The sequence below is a fragment of the Rheinheimera riviphila genome, assembly GCF_004005945.1.
Taxonomy (GTDB): Bacteria; Pseudomonadota; Gammaproteobacteria; order Enterobacterales; family Alteromonadaceae; genus Pararheinheimera; species Pararheinheimera riviphila.
In genome coordinates this window covers 229,058-246,630 of the sequence record NZ_SACS01000004.1, presented here as the reverse complement: position 1 = coordinate 246,630, position 17,573 = coordinate 229,058, and the positions used below count along the sequence as shown (strand labels likewise).

Genomic DNA, 17,573 nt, shown 5'->3' with positions numbered 1-17,573 from the left:
AAAAAACCGGCAAAGCGCCGGTTTTTTTGCTAACCAATTCAGGGCGGGTTATTGCCCTTTGAGTTCACGGCGCAAAATTTTGCCGACATTGGTTTTTGGCAATTCTGTGCGGAATTCTACCAGCTTCGGTACTTTATAGCCCGTCAAATGCTCTTTGCAGTGGGCGATCAATTCGTGATCGGTTAAAGACTGGTCTTTTTTCACCACAAAAATTTTCACCGCTTCACCGGTAGCTTCGTTCGGAATACCGACGGCCGCCACTTCCAGCACTTTTTCGTTCATCGCCACCACTTCTTCAATTTCATTCGGGTAGACGTTAAAGCCGGACACCAGAATCATATCTTTTTTGCGATCAACGATATAGAAGAAACCTTCTTCGTCCATCCGGGCGATGTCACCGGTATACAACCAGCCATCTTTTAATACTTTTTCGGTTTCTTCCACGCGGTTGAGATAACCCAACATCACTTGCGGGCCTTGCACCAGCATTTCACCGGCTTCGCCTGGCGCAACATCCACACCATTATCGTCGATCAGACGGATATCGGTTGATGGTGCCGGCAAGCCAATACTGCCGTTAAACCCTTTTAAATCAAACGGACTCACTGTCACCAGCGGCGCACATTCGGTCAGGCCGTAGCCCTCAACCAAACGGCTGTTGGTCACTTTCTGCCAACGCTCTGCCACCGGCTTTTGCACCGCCATGCCACCGCCCAACGACAGTTTCAAACGGCTGAAATCCAGATCGGCAAAACCAGGACAATTTAATAAGCCATTAAACAGCGTGTTGACGCCTGTGATTGCGGTAAACGGATATTTCGCCAGCTCTTTAACAAAATTGGGCATATCCCGTGGATTGGTGATCAGCAAGTTGGTGCCGCCATACTTCATAAAGGTCAGGCAGTTCGCTGTCAGCGCGAAGATATGATAAAGCGGCAATGCTGTGACGATAAACTCTTTGCCCGGCGATAAAATAGGACCAATACATCCAGCGACCTGTTCTAAATTTGCCACCATATTGCGGTGGGTCAGCATGGCGCCTTTGGAGACGCCCGTGGTGCCACCGGTGTATTGTAAAAAGGCTAAATCGGCACCGGTAACCGCAGGTTTTTGGTACGTCATGCCCGCACCTTGCGCGACTGCATCTTTATAAGAAATGGCAGTTGGCAAATGGTAGGCTGGGATCATCTTTTTGACGTGCTTGACCACCAGGTTGACGATGGTGCCTTTGAGTAACCCCAACATGTCACCCATTTTGGTCAACACGATATGCTTGATTGGCACCGCCGCCAGCACATCGGTCAGGGTATGAGCAAAGTTTTCAACAATGATAATAGCTTTGGCTTGTGAATCAATCAGCTGATGCTGCAGTTCACGCGGGGTATACAGTGGATTGACGTTGACCACGGTGCAGCCAGCGCGCAATGCGCCTAACAGGACCACCGGATATTGCAGCAGATTTGGCATCATAATCGCCACTGCATCGCCTTTTTTCAGGCCCAGACCTTGTTGCAGATAAGCGGCAAATTGGCTGCTTAAAGTACCAAGCTCGCCATAAGTAATAGATTTGCCCATGTTGATATAGGCAATGCGGTCGCTATAGGTGTTAATTGATTGTTCGAAGATGTCCAGCAATGAACTGTAGTGATCGGCATCGATCTCTGCCGGCACGCCGGTCGGGTAACGCTTTAACCAGACTTTATCCACCTTCTTCTCCTCGTCGTCAGTTTTATTTTTAATTATAGGTATGTTTTTTATAGGTACGTTCGCGCTGATATGCAAACTGCCTGGCGAAGATTTCACATGATTGTGCAACATGTTCTTCTTCGCTACGCACTCTGAGTTTTTACTCTAATCCTCAATCATCCCACAATTGCCTCAAATGCACAATTAGGGTGAAGCATTCAGTTTTGCTGTCCGGAATGGTCAGGATAATTGTCGGAATATGACGAATTCAGGCTCAGGACTTGCCAACAAAGCTATCGATCAGACCCTATCATTTAGCTGGAAAAGAAGCCAGAAAACTGCTGATTTTTGCTGCAACTTCAATGCTATGGGTCATATGCAAATGATGACCGGCATCTAATTCATGCAGTTGCAGGTTTTGATAATGCGATTGCCAGCGCTGCCGCCCTTGCTGCATCAACTCGATGCCCTGCTTTGCCATCACAGCCAGCACTGGTGCTGAAACGGATTCAATTAACTGGCAGGCCTGGGCATCAGACAAGCGATAGGCCGACACTTCGCGTAGCCGTAAATCGGCCGACCAGGTCAGTGTGTCACCCTCAGCGACTGTCCCCCGCTCGGCCAGCAATAATGCAGTCGCCAGATCAAAATCACTTTGCGCCCGCCGGGCTTCAGCTGCAGACGCTAGATCCAGGTATTGCGGTTTACGCTTATCCAGCCGTTTTTGCCGCGATAATACAGCTTTTCTCAGCTGCGAAACCGTGTCCTGTTCAGCGCCGGTCACCAGACCGACACTGTCGAGTAAAATGACCTGACTGACGAATTCCGGGAAACTGGCGGCGACCGCGGTGGCGATCATGCCACCCATCGAATGGCCTATCAGCAGCACCGGCTGGTCGGAAGATAGCTTGAGTAACAGCAGCAGCTGTACCACATCATCAACCCAATCCAGAAAATGGTAATGGGCATCAGGACTGCGATGATCAGACTGGCCATGACCAGGCAGATCAATGGCGATCAGCTGTAGATCCAGAAGTTGTTTTGATAAGGGAATAAAACTATTGGCGTTGTCGAGCCAGCCGTGCAGACATAAACACAGCGGCCCATCAGCCGGACCGCTACGCCAGCCGCGCAGGGTTAACTGGCGAAGCTGGTAACTGACCGGTAACTGCAATGGCACAGCCACGAGCGTCAAGGCACCAAAGGTTTAGTAAACTTTAACGTCATCCGGTCACTTTCACCAATTGCCAGATAACGGGCTTTGTCCAATGCGCCCATCGCCAGCGTTGGCGGCAAGGCATAAACGCCTTTTGGATAATCTTTGCTGTCTTTAGGATTGGCGTTAATTTCTGAGCGGTCGGCCAGAATAAAACCGGCTTGCTGCGCAACCGCAATCACATAATATTCATCGAGATAACCTTCACCGGCGCGGCTCGATATTTCTGACAAGCGGCTGGAACGATGTTCGACTAACCCCAGCGTACCACCGGGTTTGAGCATGTCGAACAAGGCACGGTAGACGTCCAGTAAATAACCTTCTTCATTCCAGATGTGCGAATTGCGGAAACTCAGCACCAAATCAAACTGATTCACTTGCTGTAATTGCATCAGACCTGGTGGATCAAATTCTTCCACCTGCACCGCACCAAAGTGATCTGGATGTTTTTTGATATCTTGTTTGAGTTTTGCGGCCAGCCTGGCCCAGAAAATTTTGCGCTCATCTTCCAAGCTACCATCATTCTGACGGAAATTGGCGATGGTCAACTTGCCTTTATCTTTGAGATAAGGCGCCAGAATTTCGGTGTACCAACCCCGTGCCGGCCATACTTCCAGCACCGACATCTCTGGTTTAATCCCAAAAAAACTTAAAGTTTCAACCGGATGGCGATATTGATCCCGTTGTTTATTTTCCGCACTGCGAAATGCAGAATCAACCACTTGTGGTAATTCGGAGGCAGTTGCGGCCATTGAAGCGCAAGCGCAGCAAACCACCAGCCCCCAAACTTTAACGCTGTTGTGTACCTTGTGTAGCTTGTTCAACATGAAGCGGGCCTTGTGCTGGTTTTTCACCTATTGGAGTTGTTGTTCTGATCCGGATTGCCGGGCCATAGCCCCAATACGGATAAGGTGTACGCCACAGCGGCCATGGGTCAACAATGTCGACTCTGGTATCCGGCTGCTTCGGCCATAAATAAACCACGGCCTGTTGGATCACGGGATAAAGATACTGAAACTTATCCACCATTCCCGCTTCTGGTTGCGCTAACTGACCCAGTACGGTCACGGATTTACCTTGCTGATACACCATCGGATCAACAAAGCCATTGATGTAAGCCACAAAACGGCCTTCGGTCTGATCGCTTATTTTTGGCCGACCAGACTCGTTCCCAGGGAAGTAAACCACTTCCAGTCGGGTATTACTGGCATTATTTTCGACTTTGGCGATGACACCACTCCAACGTGCAGTTCCTTGTTGAACTTTGCCCTGAGTGGCGGATTGATAACTGACAAGTGGGGTTCCGTCTGCGACTTTAACAGCATCCGGGTAAGTGGCACAGCCGCTAATCAATAGCACGCTGACCAGAGCGAAAGGTAACCATCTCATACAACTTTTTTCCTGCATAACTGAAGAAGGCTGTTATTGGAGTCTGCAACTGCCGAAAAAGTTCCGGTGACCTTGCAGCTTACTCCCTGTGCGTTCCACAATAAGCGACACTTCGGCACTTCGCAAGCTTACAACGTCGCATTTCGCGCAAATCACGAAACCGTCATTTATCGCGGCTACACTGGCGTTGATCGAACTCCCTGTACATTTAGAATAATGGCTTTAAAATCAGATCCTCATTCGAATCTTCTACCGTCTGCACCGCACGCTGCACACCGCTGGTATAGCCAAGGACAACACAACCCTATGAAAAAAATTGTCTTTTCAACTTTGTTTGCCGCCATGTTGCCGCAATTGGCTGAAGCTGCGCCAAAAAACATTATTTATATGATTGGTGATGGCATGGGCCCGGCGTATTTGTCGGCTTATCGTTATTATCAGGACAATCCGGCAACCAAAGCTGTTGAATCCACCATTTATGATGAGTTATGGGTTGGCGTAGCCAGCACCTATCCGGATGACGATACCATTGTCACCGACTCGGCAGCTGGTGCCACGGCGCTGGCGACCCGTATCAAAAGCTACAACGGCGCGATTTCGGTCAATCATCAGCATCAACCGCTGACCACCATGTTGGAAATAGCCAAAGCCAAAGGCATGCACACCGGCATTGTGGCCACGTCGCAAATTAACCACGCGACCCCGGCCAGCTTTATGGCGCACAACGAACATCGCAAAAACTACAACGAGATTGCCAACGATTTTGTCGACAGCAAAGTCGCAGGTAAATTTGTGGCAGATCTGATGTTTGGGGGTGGCACCAAGTATTTTATCCGCGACGACCGCAATCTGGTGGCCGAATTTAAACAAGCTGGTTTTAGTTATGCCGACAACTGGCAGGATTTAACCAAACTATCCAAACTGCCGGCGCTGGCGTTATTGGCACCGGTTGGCTTGCCGAGTTCATTGGATAATTCAGTCGCGAACCCGCTGCAAACCATGACCGAAAAAGCCTTGCAACTGCTGACGCCGTCTGAAAAAGGCTTTGTATTGATGGTTGAAGGCAGCCAGATTGACTGGTGTGGTCACGCCAATGATATCGCTTGCGCCATGGCGGAAATGGATGATTTTGCCAAAGCGATCCGCGTCGCCAAGGCATACGTCGATAGTCATCCGGATACGATGTTGGTGATCACCGCGGATCATGAAACCGGTGGTTTATCCTTAGGATCCGATGGCGTTTATGCCTGGAATACCGCTGTGATTAAAGGCGTCAAGCATACTGCGCCACAAATCAGCCGCTTGTTGCTTGAAAGCTCCGCCAACGAAGTGCCGAAGTTATGGGCAACTTTGACCGGTATTCAGCTCACTACAGCAGAATTTGCCGAGCTCACGCTGGCGCTACAACAAGCCAAAAAAGTACTTGGAGCGAAACTGCCGGCCGATCTGGAAGACTTACCGAAAACTCAGGAACAAGCACTGGATACACTGAGTGCTGCCGTTAAAAAGCAGATCAACCATTATTCCAAAACCGGCTGGACCAGTGGTGCCCACACCGCGATTGACGTGCCGGTACTGGCCTGGGGTAAACAACGGGTTGATTTTGCCGGCTTTCAGGACAATACCGATATTGCTGCCAAGTTAATTGGTTTTATCGAAGCAAAATAATCTGGCTGTAATGCGGTCAACGCCGCTAGACCTGTTTATCAACGGCAGTATGCCATCCCGCAACTGCCGTTTTTTGTTTCAAGAATGCGAGTAAAGTTAGGGTAATTTCAACAATAACTGGCGTAGTTCAGGCGCCGTGGTCTTCTCTGACAACCAGATGTCAAAAAAGGCCGGGCCCAGGTTTGGATCCTTGGTTTTCCCCAACAGCTGCTGATTAAAATAAAAGCTAATGAGGCCATCAGCGTGCAATTCGGCACTGAGCATGTCGCCTTTTTTTACATCGCGCCATAAGGTCGTCAACTCACCTGCCCACAATTTGTGTTGCTTTTGTACTGCCCCCGCTTGAATACCCCACTGATCAACGGTTGCATCAACAAACTCAGTTTTGGTGATATCACGCAGATAACGCAGTTCCAATAACAAAGGCACACTTTGTTGATAATCGACAAATTTGCCGCTAGGTGTGGCAAGCCTGGCCTGATAAAGATCCCAGAGCCAGTAGCTGTATTTACCTTCGCCCACCGTCAGATATTGCTCAAAGCTGGCGACTGCAACAGCCTTAGTTTCCGGTTGCCGCATGGCCGACACCAAGCCAACATGCAAACTAAAGTAACCAGCGACCAGCAGCGCCAGCAGGGGCGAGCACAGCTTTGTAGCATAAGGTGTACGGCGCAGATACTCTTTAATGCACAGATAAGGTTTTGGACGCATCGTCGTCACTCCATAAAAACCTGCAATACACAGCCAACGCTAACAACAGCGCCCAACAAGGCGCCAATGTCAGCAAAAATGTGGTGGTGTCGGCAAACACCAGCTGCCCACCCAGCGCAGCACCGCCCCAATAAGCCAACGGACCGGTCACTGCCCCCACCAAAGCGGCTAACCACCAATGCCGTAGCCACCCAGCCAGCACTTGCACTAACACCAGCGCAAAGCAGCCCCACAACAACAGCAGCCACAGTGGCAAACACAACGTAAACCAAGGCGATAGATACCCAGTATCAACAAAACTAAACACCGCGTTTTTCAGCAACAGCGTGTCCATGCTGATACCGGCGATGCTGATGCCGACAACTGCTAGCCGGGCTTTCGCACCAAGCTGCCAAAGACTGCACAACAAGTACAACAGCGCAGGCCAGATGGCGAGGTTCGGGATCAAAATGAGTCCAAACCAGCACAACTTAAAACCGGTAAACTGCAGTAGCTTAGTCAATTTTCAAATCGCCTTTGGCTGCGTTTTTCTGGTCGCTTTTCATCCCGGCCGCGACTTTTTGCCGCAAATGATAAGGCAGTAAATTCAGTAAACTCAGACTGAAAGCCAGCCGTTTCGGAAAGCGATATCGTAATTTTCCGGCATCAATCGCAGTCATCACCCGTGCAGCGGCGTGCTCCACCGGCAACATAAATGGCATGGCAAAGTCATTTTTTCGGGTTAATGGCGTATCGACAAAACCGGGTTCAATCAGGCTGACCTGAATACCTTTGTCAGCAATATCAAGCCTTAAACTATCGGTGAAATAACTCAGTGCCGCTTTGCTGGCACCATAAGCCTGAGCTTTGGTAAAAGGGAATAACCAGGCAAGACTGCTCACAACCGCCAGTTGCGGCCTTTGTGAAGTGACGAGTAATGGCAGCCAATATTTCACCGCCGCGACCACAGAGAAAAAATTGACAGCAAAAGTACGATCAAAAGCCGCCAGTTCAAAATCCGGGGCGTCGACATATTCACAAGTTCCGGCATTCAGGATCACTAAATCCAGCCGCGGTAACAGCTGCGAAATCTGCGGCACACTAGCCGCCACGGCAGCACTGTCGGACAAGTCCAATTGCAAACATTGGATCCAGGGCGATTGCTGACTAAGTTGCTGCAATCGTTCACCACTGCGGGCGATGGCCAACACCTGCCAGCCAGCGGCGGCATATTGCAACGCCAGCGCCCGGCCAAGACCCGAGCTGGCGCCGGTAATCAAACAACATTTTTGCATGAGAAAATAGTTCCCGGAATTTCTATATCAGAACCGTACGTGGCAATTGGCTAGATGGATTAAAAACTGCTGGATTTAGTGGTTTTAAGAGAGGCTTTATAGATTAAGCAAACAGATCAACGCTGAAATACTGTTGTATTTGTTCTCGTTTTTCCTGACTGGCAAAACTTTGATAAGCGTCGAGCGCTTTTTGATATTGCGGAGCTGGTTGGTCATAGCCGGTCGAAGCTGTGCTGTTCTGAGATTCATCCAGCAGCGACATCGCAGCGGCCGAACTTTTAATGCCACTGCCTTGAGGAATTTCCGGCAGCTGTGGTTTTTCAGTGGCGCTGGTATTGGGCCGGATCGCACGCGCCTGCCGACCGGAAAAAACTTCGGCGACATTTTGACTACGGGCTAAATCCTGGCTGACAGCAACCGACATAAACGCAAATACTCCGGCGAAAATAAACGCAACTCTTGGCATTATAACGGCAAAAATGTTCTTGCCAAGCCTGCTGCCTAAAATTCCGTAAATTGCTAGAAGCCTTGTCAGATAAGGCTTACAGACTCATTAAAAGCGGCAACTTATTGCCGCTCACGCCCATTTTTGGTGCACTTTGCGACGACGGTTTAGCCACGACCCGGCAGTTTTTTCCAGGTCACTTCATCCCGCACATACACAGGTTCAGCAAGCTCAGCAGCGACAAATTTACCGGCGCTAAAAGCCGGAATCGCCAGTGCCAGCATATCTTGCGCTGATGGATACAAAATCTGCTCGCTGATTTGCACCGTGCCCGAAGCCGCAGTCCAGGCTAACATCGGCTCCCGATAGGTTTGCCAGCCGGTGCCAACGCCAACACTGTCGCCGGATAACGGGCAAGCAGTTAACGCTGTGGGTTTGATGGCGATTTCTGCGCCAACTTCTTGCATCAACAAGGTTGCATCCAGCGCAAAAAAGCCCAGATAAATTTCCGCCATCCGCGCATCAATGGCGGCAATCACTTGCTTAGCGCCGTGCAGCCGATACGCCGCCTGCGCCATCGCGGCTAAAGTCGATACGCCATAGACCGGCAGATCAGCACCAAAGGCCAAACCCTGGGTCACACCAACGCCAATCCGCACGCCGGTAAAACTACCGGGGCCACGACCAAATACGATGCCGTCCAGCTGTTGCAACGTCAACCCGCTGTCAGTCAGCAGCTGTTGCACCATTGGCAGCACTCTTTTGCTGTGCTGCTGTGGACACACTTCGTCCAGATGTAACGTCTCGGTACCCAACTGAAGTGCAACAGAGCAACCTTCAGTTGACGTATCTATGGCCAGTAATTTCAATTCTGATCTCCACTTGAGTGAATATGTTTTAAAAATTCAACCGCTTGCCCGACATCGCGACTCCGGCGCATCGGTGGCAACGATTTAATAAAAACTTCGCCATAAGCCCTTGTAACTAAGCGGCTATCACAAATCGCCAGCACACCGCGGTCCGACACATCGCGGATCAACCGGCCGACGCCTTGTTTTAACGTGATCACCGCTTGTGGCAATTGCACCGCAGCAAAAGGATCTTTGCCTTTGAGTCTGGCATCTTCGCTCCGTGCTTGCAGCAAAGGCTCGTCCGGTGAGGCGAACGGCAGTTTGTCGATAATGACGCAGCTGAGCGCATCACCACGCACATCCACCCCTTCCCAGAAGCTGCCGGTGCCGAGTAACACCGTATGTTCCAATTCAACAAACTGTTCCAGTAAAATCCGTTTACTGGTACTACCCTGCACTAAAATCGGCAAGCCAATGCGTAGCGGCAATTCTTTCGCCATCCACTGCAACATCCGATGGCTGGTAAACAAGAAAAAACAACGGCCGTTATTGGCGGTGATCAGCTTCACTGCCAATTCCAACAGTGCCTGATTAATTTTCGGATCGGTCGGTTCCGGCAAATAGCGCGGCACCAGTAACATCGCCTGATTTGGATAATCAAACGGACTATCCAGCAGCATGGTGCGGGCGTTTTGCAGCCCCATTTGCTCGGTAAAATGGGCAAATCCTTCATCAACCGACAAGGTGGCCGAAGTGAATATCCAGCTGCGTTTTTTGCCAACTTCCTCCTCATTAAACACCAGGTCATTAAACTTGTCGGCGATGCTCAGTGGCGTGTAATGCACGCTGATGGTTCGGGGGGTGGTTTCATACCAGAAACTCACGCCGGTGCGATGCACGTCCAGCAGTTTATCCAGCCGGGCGCGGGCAGTGGCGAGCCGCTCATAACAACTGTCGACTTGATCCGATCGGCCTAAACTGGTTTTCAGCACCTGATACACCATCGACATCGCATCGCCGATGCGGGTCATCGCGATTTGCATCTCCGGGCGCTGATAACAGTCGCGCCAGTTGCCTTTTTGCGGATCGCCTGGCAATAACAGCCGCCAATCTTTTACTAAAGAGGCTAATTTATCAGCAGTTTTTGCCAGCTGTGGATGATCGCGTAATTCAGTTTTACAGGCCATCTCGATATCACGGCATAGATCCAACAATAATTTCGACGACACCGATTCGCCAAAATATTCGCTGGCGATATCCGGAATCTGATGCGCTTCGTCAAAAATCACCACATCCATATTCGGCAGCAATTCGCCAAAACCGGTGTCTTTGAGCGCCATATCGGCAAAAAACAAATGATGATTCACCACCACCAAATCGGCATTCATCGCCTTTTTGCGGGCTTTGAGTAAATAACAGTCTTCAAAATCCGGGCAATCTTTGCCCAGGCAATTGTCCGAGGTGCTGGTGACATAAGGCAAAGCTTTGGAATCTTCAGCGATGTAGGTTAGCTCGCCAATATCACCGCTGTGGGTTTCACTGGACCACTTTTTAATCAGCGATAAATCCTGGATCAATAGCGGATCCTGCACCGGCACATGTTGGTAATGCTGCGTCAGCCGGAACAAACATAAATAGTTGGCGCGGCCTTTGAGGAGCGCGGTTTGTAGCGGTAACGCCAGCGCCTTTAACACCTTGGGTAAGTCACGAAAAAACAGTTGTTCCTGCAGGTTTTTGGTACCGGTCGATAGAATGACTTTTTTACCGGCCAATAACGCAGGCACCAGATAGGCGTAGGTTTTGCCAGTGCCGGTACCTGCTTCAACCACCAGCGCTGAACCATCGCGAATGCTGTCGGCCACCGCTTGTGCCATTTGTAGCTGCGCGTCCCGGGCTTTAAAACCGTCGATGTTTTTCGCGAGCCTGCCATCGTCAGCAAAAACGGCACTGATTTCAGCATGCATGCAATGCACTCCGGGTAACACTTTTTGGCAGCGACACCTGCGTGCGCAGCGCTACTCCACAAATGGCCATCAACAACAGGATGAATACAGAAAACATGGACGTTAGCCTTGGCGGCAGCTTTTAAAAATCAGGGGACTATTATGACGGCGCTAGCTGGATGCTGCAAACGCTCTGCGGTTTTAATACAAGTGGTGACTGGTTTAATTGCTGCACTTACACATAAATATCCAGATGCCCATCCGCATCGACATGCGCCTCTGCGTCCGGTGTTACCGTGTGACTGGTTGGAATTAAATGCAGTTGTTGTTCGATGCTTGCGGGTTCAGCCTGCTGTCCTGCATGCTGCTGATCTGAAAATTGCTGCTCTGCGGCTGCTTGTTGCTGTCGTTGTTTTGGTTCTTGCCAACCAACGCGGAATTTTTTCTCATTGCCGGTTTCTGCATGGATCCGCTGATATTTCGCCACCGGCAAAATCAGCCGCACCGGTGTGTCCACCGGTTGGGTATTGGTTCTGGTGATGTAGGGATAAAACGCATCCATCGGTCATTACCTTTGTTGCTGATTTCGACTTTGACGTCGCCGCAGTTATGCAGTTAGTCCGCCAACCCGGCTAAAAGTGCATTATTGGGCACAACCTGTTCTTCTATGTCGGCAATATTAGATTTTGCTTTAGATATCGGCGGCAACGCGCCACACAAAACTATACAACTAGGGCGTATTTTAGCCAAAATATAAATTATCAACCAAGATAATTCCGTTCAAAACAAAACTTAAAAGCAGAAAAATATAAAACAATAAAGATTTAAATCAATAACTTAACCAAATAACCAGATCTTTTGCAGATAAATAAACTTTAAAGCACCCTCTTGTCAGCCTTAAAAAAAGACGATAAGTTGTATACCAACAAAACGCAGACAGCGTTGGCCATAGGCTCAATACAGGATAAACAACCATGCTTCAATTCACACTGATGACCCATCATCACCACCATCATCCGAAATAGCCAATCAGGTTAAGTCGCTGAGGGGCTATGAAAATGGTAGCTCCGGTGCATTGAATCATTCAACAACAACCCCGGAACTACGCCGGGGTTGTTGTTTTTTACGGTTTTACAAATTTAACGAATAGCAACGAGTTGCACTCATACAGCACTCTGTTGCCAAGAGGATAAGCAGATGACAGTCACCAACGAAAGCCAGAGATTACGGATCGCCATTCAGAAATCCGGCCGGTTATCGCAGGAATCACAAGCGCTACTCACCAGTTGCGGCCTGAAAATTAATTTACGTGAACAGCGTCTGATCGCTCATGTCGAAAATATGCCCATTGATTTGCTGCGGGTACGTGATGACGATATTCCTGGCTTAGTGATGGACGGCGTCTGCGATCTGGGCATTATCGGCGAAAACGTATTAGAAGAGATGTCGCTGCAGCGCCAGCTCGATAACGAAACTTACGATTACACCGTGCTGGCACGGCTTGATTTTGGTGGCTGCCGTTTATCCATCGCCGTGCCACAGGAAGAAAACTACGGTGGTGTCAAAAATTTGGAAGGCAAAACCATCGCCACCACTTACCCGCGTTTACTCAACCGCTATTTAAAACAAAATGGCGTCAATGCCCGCATCGTCAATTTAAAAGGTTCGGTAGAAGTCGCACCACGCGCTGGTTTAGCCGATGCGATCTGTGATTTGGTATCGACCGGCGCGACGCTCGAAGCGAACGGTTTAAAAGAAGTCGAAGTGATTTACCGCTCCAAAGCAGTGCTTATTCAGCGTCGTGATTTAACCGACAGCACCCAGCTGAAACTTTTGAAAAAGCTAATGCCGCGTATTCAAGGTGTGATGCAAGCCAATGAAAGCAAATACATTATGCTGCACGCTCCTCGCGCCCGACTGGCCGATGTGATTGCATTGCTGCCTGGTGCTGAAAACCCGACGTTGCTGCCGCTGGCTGGCAATGACGATTTAGTGGCGTTACATGTGGTCAGCAGCGAAACTTTATTCTGGGAAACAATGGAACAGCTCAAACAACTGGGTGCGAGTTCTATACTGGTGTTACCGATCGAAAAAATGATGGAGTAAATCATGCTCGAGGTCAGGATCAGTGTCTGGGCAGAGTTAGATGAAGATGGTAAAAAACGTTTATTGGCGCGGCCAAAACTGAAAAATGCCGACGATTTACCAGAGCAAGTGTGCGGCATTATTAAAGCGGTGCGTAACACCGGTGATAAAGCGCTTAGGTTTTACAGTCAGAAATTTGATGCGGTCGACAGTAATGAATTGGTGTTATCCGATGCGTTACAACAACAGCAGCTGGCGAAACTGACGGCGGAATGCAAAGCGGCGATAGATTTGGCGTACCACAATATCCGCACTTTCCACAGTGCGCAGTTGCCAAAAGATATCAAGTTAGAAACCAGTCCTGGTGTACTTTGCGAACTGAAACATGCCGCTTTTGATAGCGTTGGTTTGTATATTCCGGGCGGCAGCGCACCGCTCCCTTCAACCGTGTTGATGTTAGGCGTGCCGGCACAGCTGGCGAATTGTCGGCGCGTGGTATTGGTGACGCCACCAGGTCAACCCAAAGCATCTGATATTGCACCGGAAATTATTTATGCGGCGCAGCTTTGTGGCATCAGCGAAATTTATACCGTCGGTGGCGCGCAAGCCATTGCCGCTTTGGCTTATGGCACAGATTCGATTGCCAAAGTGGATAAAATTTTCGGCCCTGGCAACCGCTATGTGACCGAAGCTAAACAGCAAGTCGGTAAAGATCCACTGGGCGCCGCTATCGATATGCCGGCCGGTCCTTCGGAAGTACTGGTGATCGCCGACGAAGCCGCCAGCCCGGCTTTTGTTGCCGCCGACTTGTTATCACAAGCCGAACATGGTGTGGACTCGCAAGTGATGCTGGTTAGCAATAGCCAGGAGTTACTGGATAACACAATGCAGGCGATGAACGAGCAGTTGCTGAAATTACCACGCGCGATGATTGCCAAAAAAGCCATTGATCACAGTCGTTTTATTCTGACCGCCGATTTAGAGACTGCCGCTAAAGTTTCAAACCTCTACGCGCCGGAACATTTGATTATTCAGACTAATCAGGATCAGCAGTTGCTGCCCAAACTGACCAACGCCGCCAGCATTTTTGTCGGCGCCTGGACCCCAGAATCGGCCGGTGATTATGCCAGTGGCACCAACCATGTGTTGCCGACTTATGGCTATAGTCGTACCCATTCCAGCTTGAGTTTGCTGGATTTTTACCGCCGCTACACAGTGCAGACCATTAGTAGTCAGGGCATTAAGGCGATTGGTCCGGCCATTATCACGCTGGCAAGCGCCGAGGGTTTAACCGCGCATGCCAATGCGGTGAAAGTGCGGTTAACGGCTTTGGACAAGCAGAGCAAACACAGCAGTGAATTTAAACAAGTTCCGGTTAGCTCTAAATAAGTAGTTTCAAAATAAAGCGCGTTCTACATAAAGCAGGTTCAAAACAAATGAGCAGTTCTGACAACAAGTTAAATATCAGTGCCTTAGCGCGCGATTCAGTCAAAGCGATAGTGCCCTACGCTTCAGCGCGCAGCAGCATGAGTGGTGGCGCAGTATGGCTGAACGCCAATGAAAATGCGTTAGCGCCGGAATATCAGCTGTCTGGCAGTTACAACCGTTATCCGGAATGTCAGCCACCAGCGCTCATCGCTGCTTATGCCGCTTATGCCGGTGTTGATACATCGCAGCTGCTGGTCAGCCGTGGTGCTGATGAAGGCATTGAGCTGCTGATCCGCAGTTTTTGTGAACCAAAAACAGCTGGCCAAGCCGGTGATAGCATCCTGATTTGCCCGCCGACTTATGGCATGTACGCCATCAGCGCCGAGAGTAATCAGGTCAGCCGTACCATCGTGCCTTTGCTGCCTGATTTCACACTGGATTTAGAGGCGATGTTCGAAGCGGAAACACCAAAACTGGTGTTTATCTGTAGCCCCAACAACCCAACCGGCGATTTAATTCCGCGGCAGCAAATTCTGCAAGTGTTGGATTTTTATCGGGATAAAGCTTTAGTGGTGGTCGATGAAGCTTATATTGAATTCGCGCCTGATGCTTCGGTGCTGAATTTACTCAGCGATTATCCAAATCTGGTGGTGCTGCGCACTTTATCCAAAGCCTTTGCGCTCGCTGGCCTGCGCTGTGGTTTCACCTTAGCGGCGCCCGCCATTATCAACGCACTAAAACAAATGATTGCGCCTTACCCGTTAGCGGCGCCGGTCGCGGAAATTGCCACGCAGGCGTTATCAGCGGCTGGTCAGGCGCGGATGAAGCAAAGTGTGGTCGTCATTAACCAACTGCGCGCTGAGTTTATCGCCTTTGCCAAAACCCAGTCTGCGGTGAAACAAGTGTATCCGTCAAACGCCAACTATGTGTTGCTGCAAGTGGCGGATGCTGCGGATTGCGTGGCTAAAATTGCCGCGCAAGGCATTTTAATCCGCAACCAATCCAGCCAAATCGGTCTGTCACAAGTGGTGCGGGTGTCGATTGGCAATCCAGCGGAAATGGCGTTGGTGACGGATGCGTTAAGCCAATACTTTAAAAACCAGTCTTCTACAAATTCAACTGAAATAACAGGAGCCAATTAATGTCTGGCCAACCGATTTTATTTATTGACCGCGACGGCACGATGGTCGAAGAGCCAGCCATTGATAAGCAACTGGATTCGCTGGAAAAACTGGCGTACGAGCCAGGTCTGGTGCCGGCATTACTCAAGCTGCAGGACGCCGGTTATCAGCTGGTGATGGTCACCAATCAGGATGGCCTTGGTACCGCTAGTTTTCCGCGCAACACCTTTGATGCGCCGCACAACAAGATGATGCAGTTACTCAATTCACAAGGCATTCGTTTTGCCGACACCTTAATTTGCCCGCACTTTGATGCGGATAACTGTAGCTGTCGCAAACCTAAATTGGGACTGGTGAAAGACTATCTGCAACAAGGTCGTATCGACTTTACCAATTCGTTTGTGATTGGCGATCGGTTAACCGATGTGCAGCTGGCGGAAAATATGGGCTTGCCGAGTTTTCGTTATGACCGCGAAAGTCTGGGTTGGAGCGAGATCACCAAACAAATTTTAAGCAAAGGCCGCACCGCCACCGTAGTGCGCACCACCCGCGAAACTGATATCCGGGTCAGTGTCGATTTAGACCGCAAAGGCGGCAACAACATCAGCACCGGCGTGGGCTTTTTCGACCATATGCTGGATCAAATTGCCACCCACGGCGGTTTTTCGCTGCAAGTGTCGGTGAAAGGCGATTTACATATTGATGATCACCATAGCGTTGAAGACACCGCTTTAGCGCTCGGTCAAGCGCTGAAACTGGCGATTGGCAACAAACGCGGCATTAACCGCTTTGGCTTTGTACTGCCGATGGACGAATGTCGCGCCGAGTGCACCTTAGATTTGTCCGGCAGGCCTTTGTTGAAATTTGATGCGGAATTAGGCTCAGGATTGGTTGGCGAGCTGAATCTGGAAATGGTACCGCACTTTTTCAGAAGCTTAAGCGATGCCATGCTGATGACATTGCACCTATCGGTCACGCCTGGCAATAAACACCATATGGTAGAAGGTTTGTTTAAAGCCTTTGGCCGCGCTTTGGGCCAGGCGATTTTAAAAACCGGCGATGAGCTGCCAAGCAGTAAAGGCGTGTTGTAAATGACGGATTTGCTAGCTAAAAATTCGCAAACTTCATTAGTGATTGTCGACACCGGCTGCGCCAATATCACTTCGGTGTATTGTGCTATTGAGCGCTTGGGCTGTCGTGTGGCGATCAGTAGCGATGCAGCAGTGATTCAAAGCGCCGATAAAGTGATTATCCCCGGTGTTGGCACCGCAGCGCAGGCGATGGCGAATATTTCGGCGAAAAATTTGGTCGAAGTGCTACAAAACCTGACGCAACCTACGCTTGGCATTTGCTTGGGCATGCAGCTGATGACCGACTACAGCGCTGAAGGCGATGTCGCTTGTTTAGGGTTAATTCCGGGCCAGGTGTTGCCGTTAGAAGCCAAAGGTTTGCGCCTGCCGCATATGGGCTGGAATACGCTTGCTAAAACGGTCAATCATCCGCTGCTACATGGCTTAACTGCAACAGACTATGTCTATTTTGTGCATAGTTTTGCGGTGGCGCCGTCCGAATTTATGCTGGCAAGCTGCGATTACGGCAGCCAGTTTGCAGCGATTATTGGCAAAGGTAATTACCTTGGCATGCAGTTCCATCCGGAGCGCTCAAGCAGTGTTGGCCGTAAGTTATTACAGAATTTTATAACGCTGAGTGCCACAGATTTAGCGGGCAATTAACCGCATCATGCACTTTTGCGTAA

17 protein-coding genes are annotated in these 17,573 nt (G+C 49.9%); 6 read left to right on the top strand and 11 right to left on the bottom strand.

Annotation, left to right across the window (positions count from 1 at the left end):
- Nucleotides 1-48 precede the first annotated feature (48 nt).
- From fadD to EOE67_RS06220, 4 genes are all read right to left on the bottom strand, one after another.
- Complete coding sequence (gene fadD, locus EOE67_RS06235) at nucleotides 49-1,707, bottom strand: long-chain-fatty-acid--CoA ligase FadD (protein WP_127698173.1); 1,659 nt, start codon at nucleotides 1,705-1,707, stop codon at nucleotides 49-51.
- A 289-nt stretch (nucleotides 1,708-1,996) separates the two neighbouring features.
- On the bottom strand, nucleotides 1,997-2,872 hold the full coding sequence (locus EOE67_RS06230; protein ID WP_164852236.1) for an alpha/beta fold hydrolase: 876 nt from the start codon (nucleotides 2,870-2,872) through the stop codon (nucleotides 1,997-1,999).
- A gap of 5 nt (nucleotides 2,873-2,877) precedes the next feature.
- Nucleotides 2,878-3,654: a class I SAM-dependent methyltransferase gene (locus EOE67_RS06225; protein ID WP_240652729.1), complete on the bottom strand. Its 777-nt coding sequence runs from the start codon at nucleotides 3,652-3,654 to the stop codon at nucleotides 2,878-2,880.
- Between the two features lie 37 nt (nucleotides 3,655-3,691).
- Nucleotides 3,692-4,291, bottom strand: coding sequence for a Slp family lipoprotein (locus EOE67_RS06220; RefSeq protein ID WP_164852235.1), 600 nt, complete (start codon nucleotides 4,289-4,291; stop codon nucleotides 3,692-3,694).
- A 306-nt stretch (nucleotides 4,292-4,597) separates the two neighbouring features.
- Between EOE67_RS06220 and EOE67_RS06215 the strand changes: the two genes are divergently transcribed.
- Complete coding sequence (locus EOE67_RS06215) at nucleotides 4,598-5,959, top strand: alkaline phosphatase (RefSeq protein ID WP_127698169.1); 1,362 nt, start codon at nucleotides 4,598-4,600, stop codon at nucleotides 5,957-5,959.
- A 96-nt stretch (nucleotides 5,960-6,055) separates the two neighbouring features.
- On the opposite strand, the gene EOE67_RS06210 is transcribed toward EOE67_RS06215, so the two are convergent.
- The 7 genes from EOE67_RS06210 to EOE67_RS06180 all read right to left on the bottom strand — a co-directional run bounded on the left by EOE67_RS06210 (nucleotide 6,056) and on the right by EOE67_RS06180 (nucleotide 11,745).
- Nucleotides 6,056-6,670: a chalcone isomerase family protein gene (locus EOE67_RS06210; protein WP_240652728.1), complete on the bottom strand. Its 615-nt coding sequence runs from the start codon at nucleotides 6,668-6,670 to the stop codon at nucleotides 6,056-6,058.
- Nucleotides 6,642-7,172: a DUF2878 family protein gene (locus EOE67_RS06205; RefSeq protein ID WP_127698168.1), complete on the bottom strand. Its 531-nt coding sequence runs from the start codon at nucleotides 7,170-7,172 to the stop codon at nucleotides 6,642-6,644. The genes EOE67_RS06210 and EOE67_RS06205 overlap by 29 nt, the downstream gene beginning before the upstream one ends.
- Nucleotides 7,165-7,944, bottom strand: coding sequence for an SDR family NAD(P)-dependent oxidoreductase (locus EOE67_RS06200; protein WP_127698167.1), 780 nt, complete (start codon nucleotides 7,942-7,944; stop codon nucleotides 7,165-7,167). Before EOE67_RS06200 ends, EOE67_RS06205 begins: the two co-directional genes overlap by 8 nt.
- Before the next feature lie 103 nt (nucleotides 7,945-8,047).
- The gene (locus tag EOE67_RS06195) at nucleotides 8,048-8,368 is read right to left on the bottom strand and encodes a hypothetical protein (protein ID WP_127698166.1); all 321 of its coding nucleotides are present in this window, start codon (nucleotides 8,366-8,368) and stop codon (nucleotides 8,048-8,050) included.
- 188 nt (nucleotides 8,369-8,556) lie between these two features.
- Nucleotides 8,557-9,258, bottom strand: a complete 702-nt coding sequence (gene tsaB / locus EOE67_RS06190) for a tRNA (adenosine(37)-N6)-threonylcarbamoyltransferase complex dimerization subunit type 1 TsaB (RefSeq protein WP_127698165.1) — start codon at nucleotides 9,256-9,258, stop codon at nucleotides 8,557-8,559.
- Nucleotides 9,255-11,204 carry a DNA repair helicase YoaA gene (locus EOE67_RS06185; RefSeq protein WP_127698164.1) on the bottom strand — a complete coding sequence of 650 codons (1,950 nt, stop codon included), beginning with the start codon at nucleotides 11,202-11,204 and terminating at the stop codon, nucleotides 9,255-9,257. The genes tsaB and EOE67_RS06185 overlap by 4 nt, the downstream gene beginning before the upstream one ends.
- A 214-nt stretch (nucleotides 11,205-11,418) precedes the next feature.
- Complete coding sequence (locus EOE67_RS06180) at nucleotides 11,419-11,745, bottom strand: hypothetical protein (RefSeq protein ID WP_127698163.1); 327 nt, start codon at nucleotides 11,743-11,745, stop codon at nucleotides 11,419-11,421.
- Between the two features lie 635 nt (nucleotides 11,746-12,380).
- Between EOE67_RS06180 and hisG the strand changes: the two genes are divergently transcribed.
- The 5 genes from hisG to hisH are packed head-to-tail and all read left to right on the top strand — an operon-like array spanning nucleotide 12,381 to nucleotide 17,550.
- Nucleotides 12,381-13,289 (top strand): ATP phosphoribosyltransferase, encoded by a 909-nt coding sequence (gene hisG / locus EOE67_RS06175; protein ID WP_127698162.1) that lies wholly within the window; start codon nucleotides 12,381-12,383, stop codon nucleotides 13,287-13,289.
- 3 nt (nucleotides 13,290-13,292) lie between these two features.
- A complete protein-coding gene (hisD, locus tag EOE67_RS06170) occupies nucleotides 13,293-14,657 on the top strand; it encodes a histidinol dehydrogenase (protein WP_127698161.1) in 1,365 nt (454 codons plus the stop codon).
- Nucleotides 14,658-14,704: 47 nt separating this feature from the next.
- Nucleotides 14,705-15,838: a histidinol-phosphate transaminase gene (gene hisC / locus EOE67_RS06165; protein WP_127698160.1), complete on the top strand. Its 1,134-nt coding sequence runs from the start codon at nucleotides 14,705-14,707 to the stop codon at nucleotides 15,836-15,838.
- A complete protein-coding gene (hisB, locus tag EOE67_RS06160) occupies nucleotides 15,838-16,908 on the top strand; it encodes a bifunctional histidinol-phosphatase/imidazoleglycerol-phosphate dehydratase HisB (protein WP_127698159.1) in 1,071 nt (356 codons plus the stop codon). Before hisC ends, hisB begins: the two co-directional genes overlap by 1 nt.
- On the top strand, nucleotides 16,909-17,550 hold the full coding sequence (hisH, locus tag EOE67_RS06155) for an imidazole glycerol phosphate synthase subunit HisH (protein ID WP_127698158.1): 642 nt from the start codon (nucleotides 16,909-16,911) through the stop codon (nucleotides 17,548-17,550).
- Nucleotides 17,551-17,573: the final 23 nt, after the last annotated feature.

Coding starts and splice junctions, on each gene's coding strand:
- EOE67_RS06220 (WP_164852235.1), bottom strand. CDS start 4,291: ATGAGATGGTTACCTTTCGCTCTGGTCAGCGTGCTATTGATTAGCGGC.
- EOE67_RS06195 (WP_127698166.1), bottom strand. CDS start 8,368: ATGTCGGTTGCTGTCAGCCAGGATTTAGCCCGTAGTCAAAATGTCGCC.
- hisH (WP_127698158.1), top strand. CDS start 16,909: ATGACGGATTTGCTAGCTAAAAATTCGCAAACTTCATTAGTGATTGTC.
- hisD (WP_127698161.1), top strand. CDS start 13,293: ATGCTCGAGGTCAGGATCAGTGTCTGGGCAGAGTTAGATGAAGATGGT.
- EOE67_RS06180 (WP_127698163.1), bottom strand. CDS start 11,745: ATGGATGCGTTTTATCCCTACATCACCAGAACCAATACCCAACCGGTG.
- EOE67_RS06185 (WP_127698164.1), bottom strand. CDS start 11,204: ATGCATGCTGAAATCAGTGCCGTTTTTGCTGACGATGGCAGGCTCGCG.
- EOE67_RS06225 (WP_240652729.1), bottom strand. CDS start 3,654: ATGGCCGCAACTGCCTCCGAATTACCACAAGTGGTTGATTCTGCATTT.
- EOE67_RS06210 (WP_240652728.1), bottom strand. CDS start 6,670: ATGCGTCCAAAACCTTATCTGTGCATTAAAGAGTATCTGCGCCGTACA.
- EOE67_RS06200 (WP_127698167.1), bottom strand. CDS start 7,944: ATGCAAAAATGTTGTTTGATTACCGGCGCCAGCTCGGGTCTTGGCCGG.
- hisG (WP_127698162.1), top strand. CDS start 12,381: ATGACAGTCACCAACGAAAGCCAGAGATTACGGATCGCCATTCAGAAA.
- EOE67_RS06215 (WP_127698169.1), top strand. CDS start 4,598: ATGAAAAAAATTGTCTTTTCAACTTTGTTTGCCGCCATGTTGCCGCAA.
- hisB (WP_127698159.1), top strand. CDS start 15,838: ATGTCTGGCCAACCGATTTTATTTATTGACCGCGACGGCACGATGGTC.
- hisC (WP_127698160.1), top strand. CDS start 14,705: ATGAGCAGTTCTGACAACAAGTTAAATATCAGTGCCTTAGCGCGCGAT.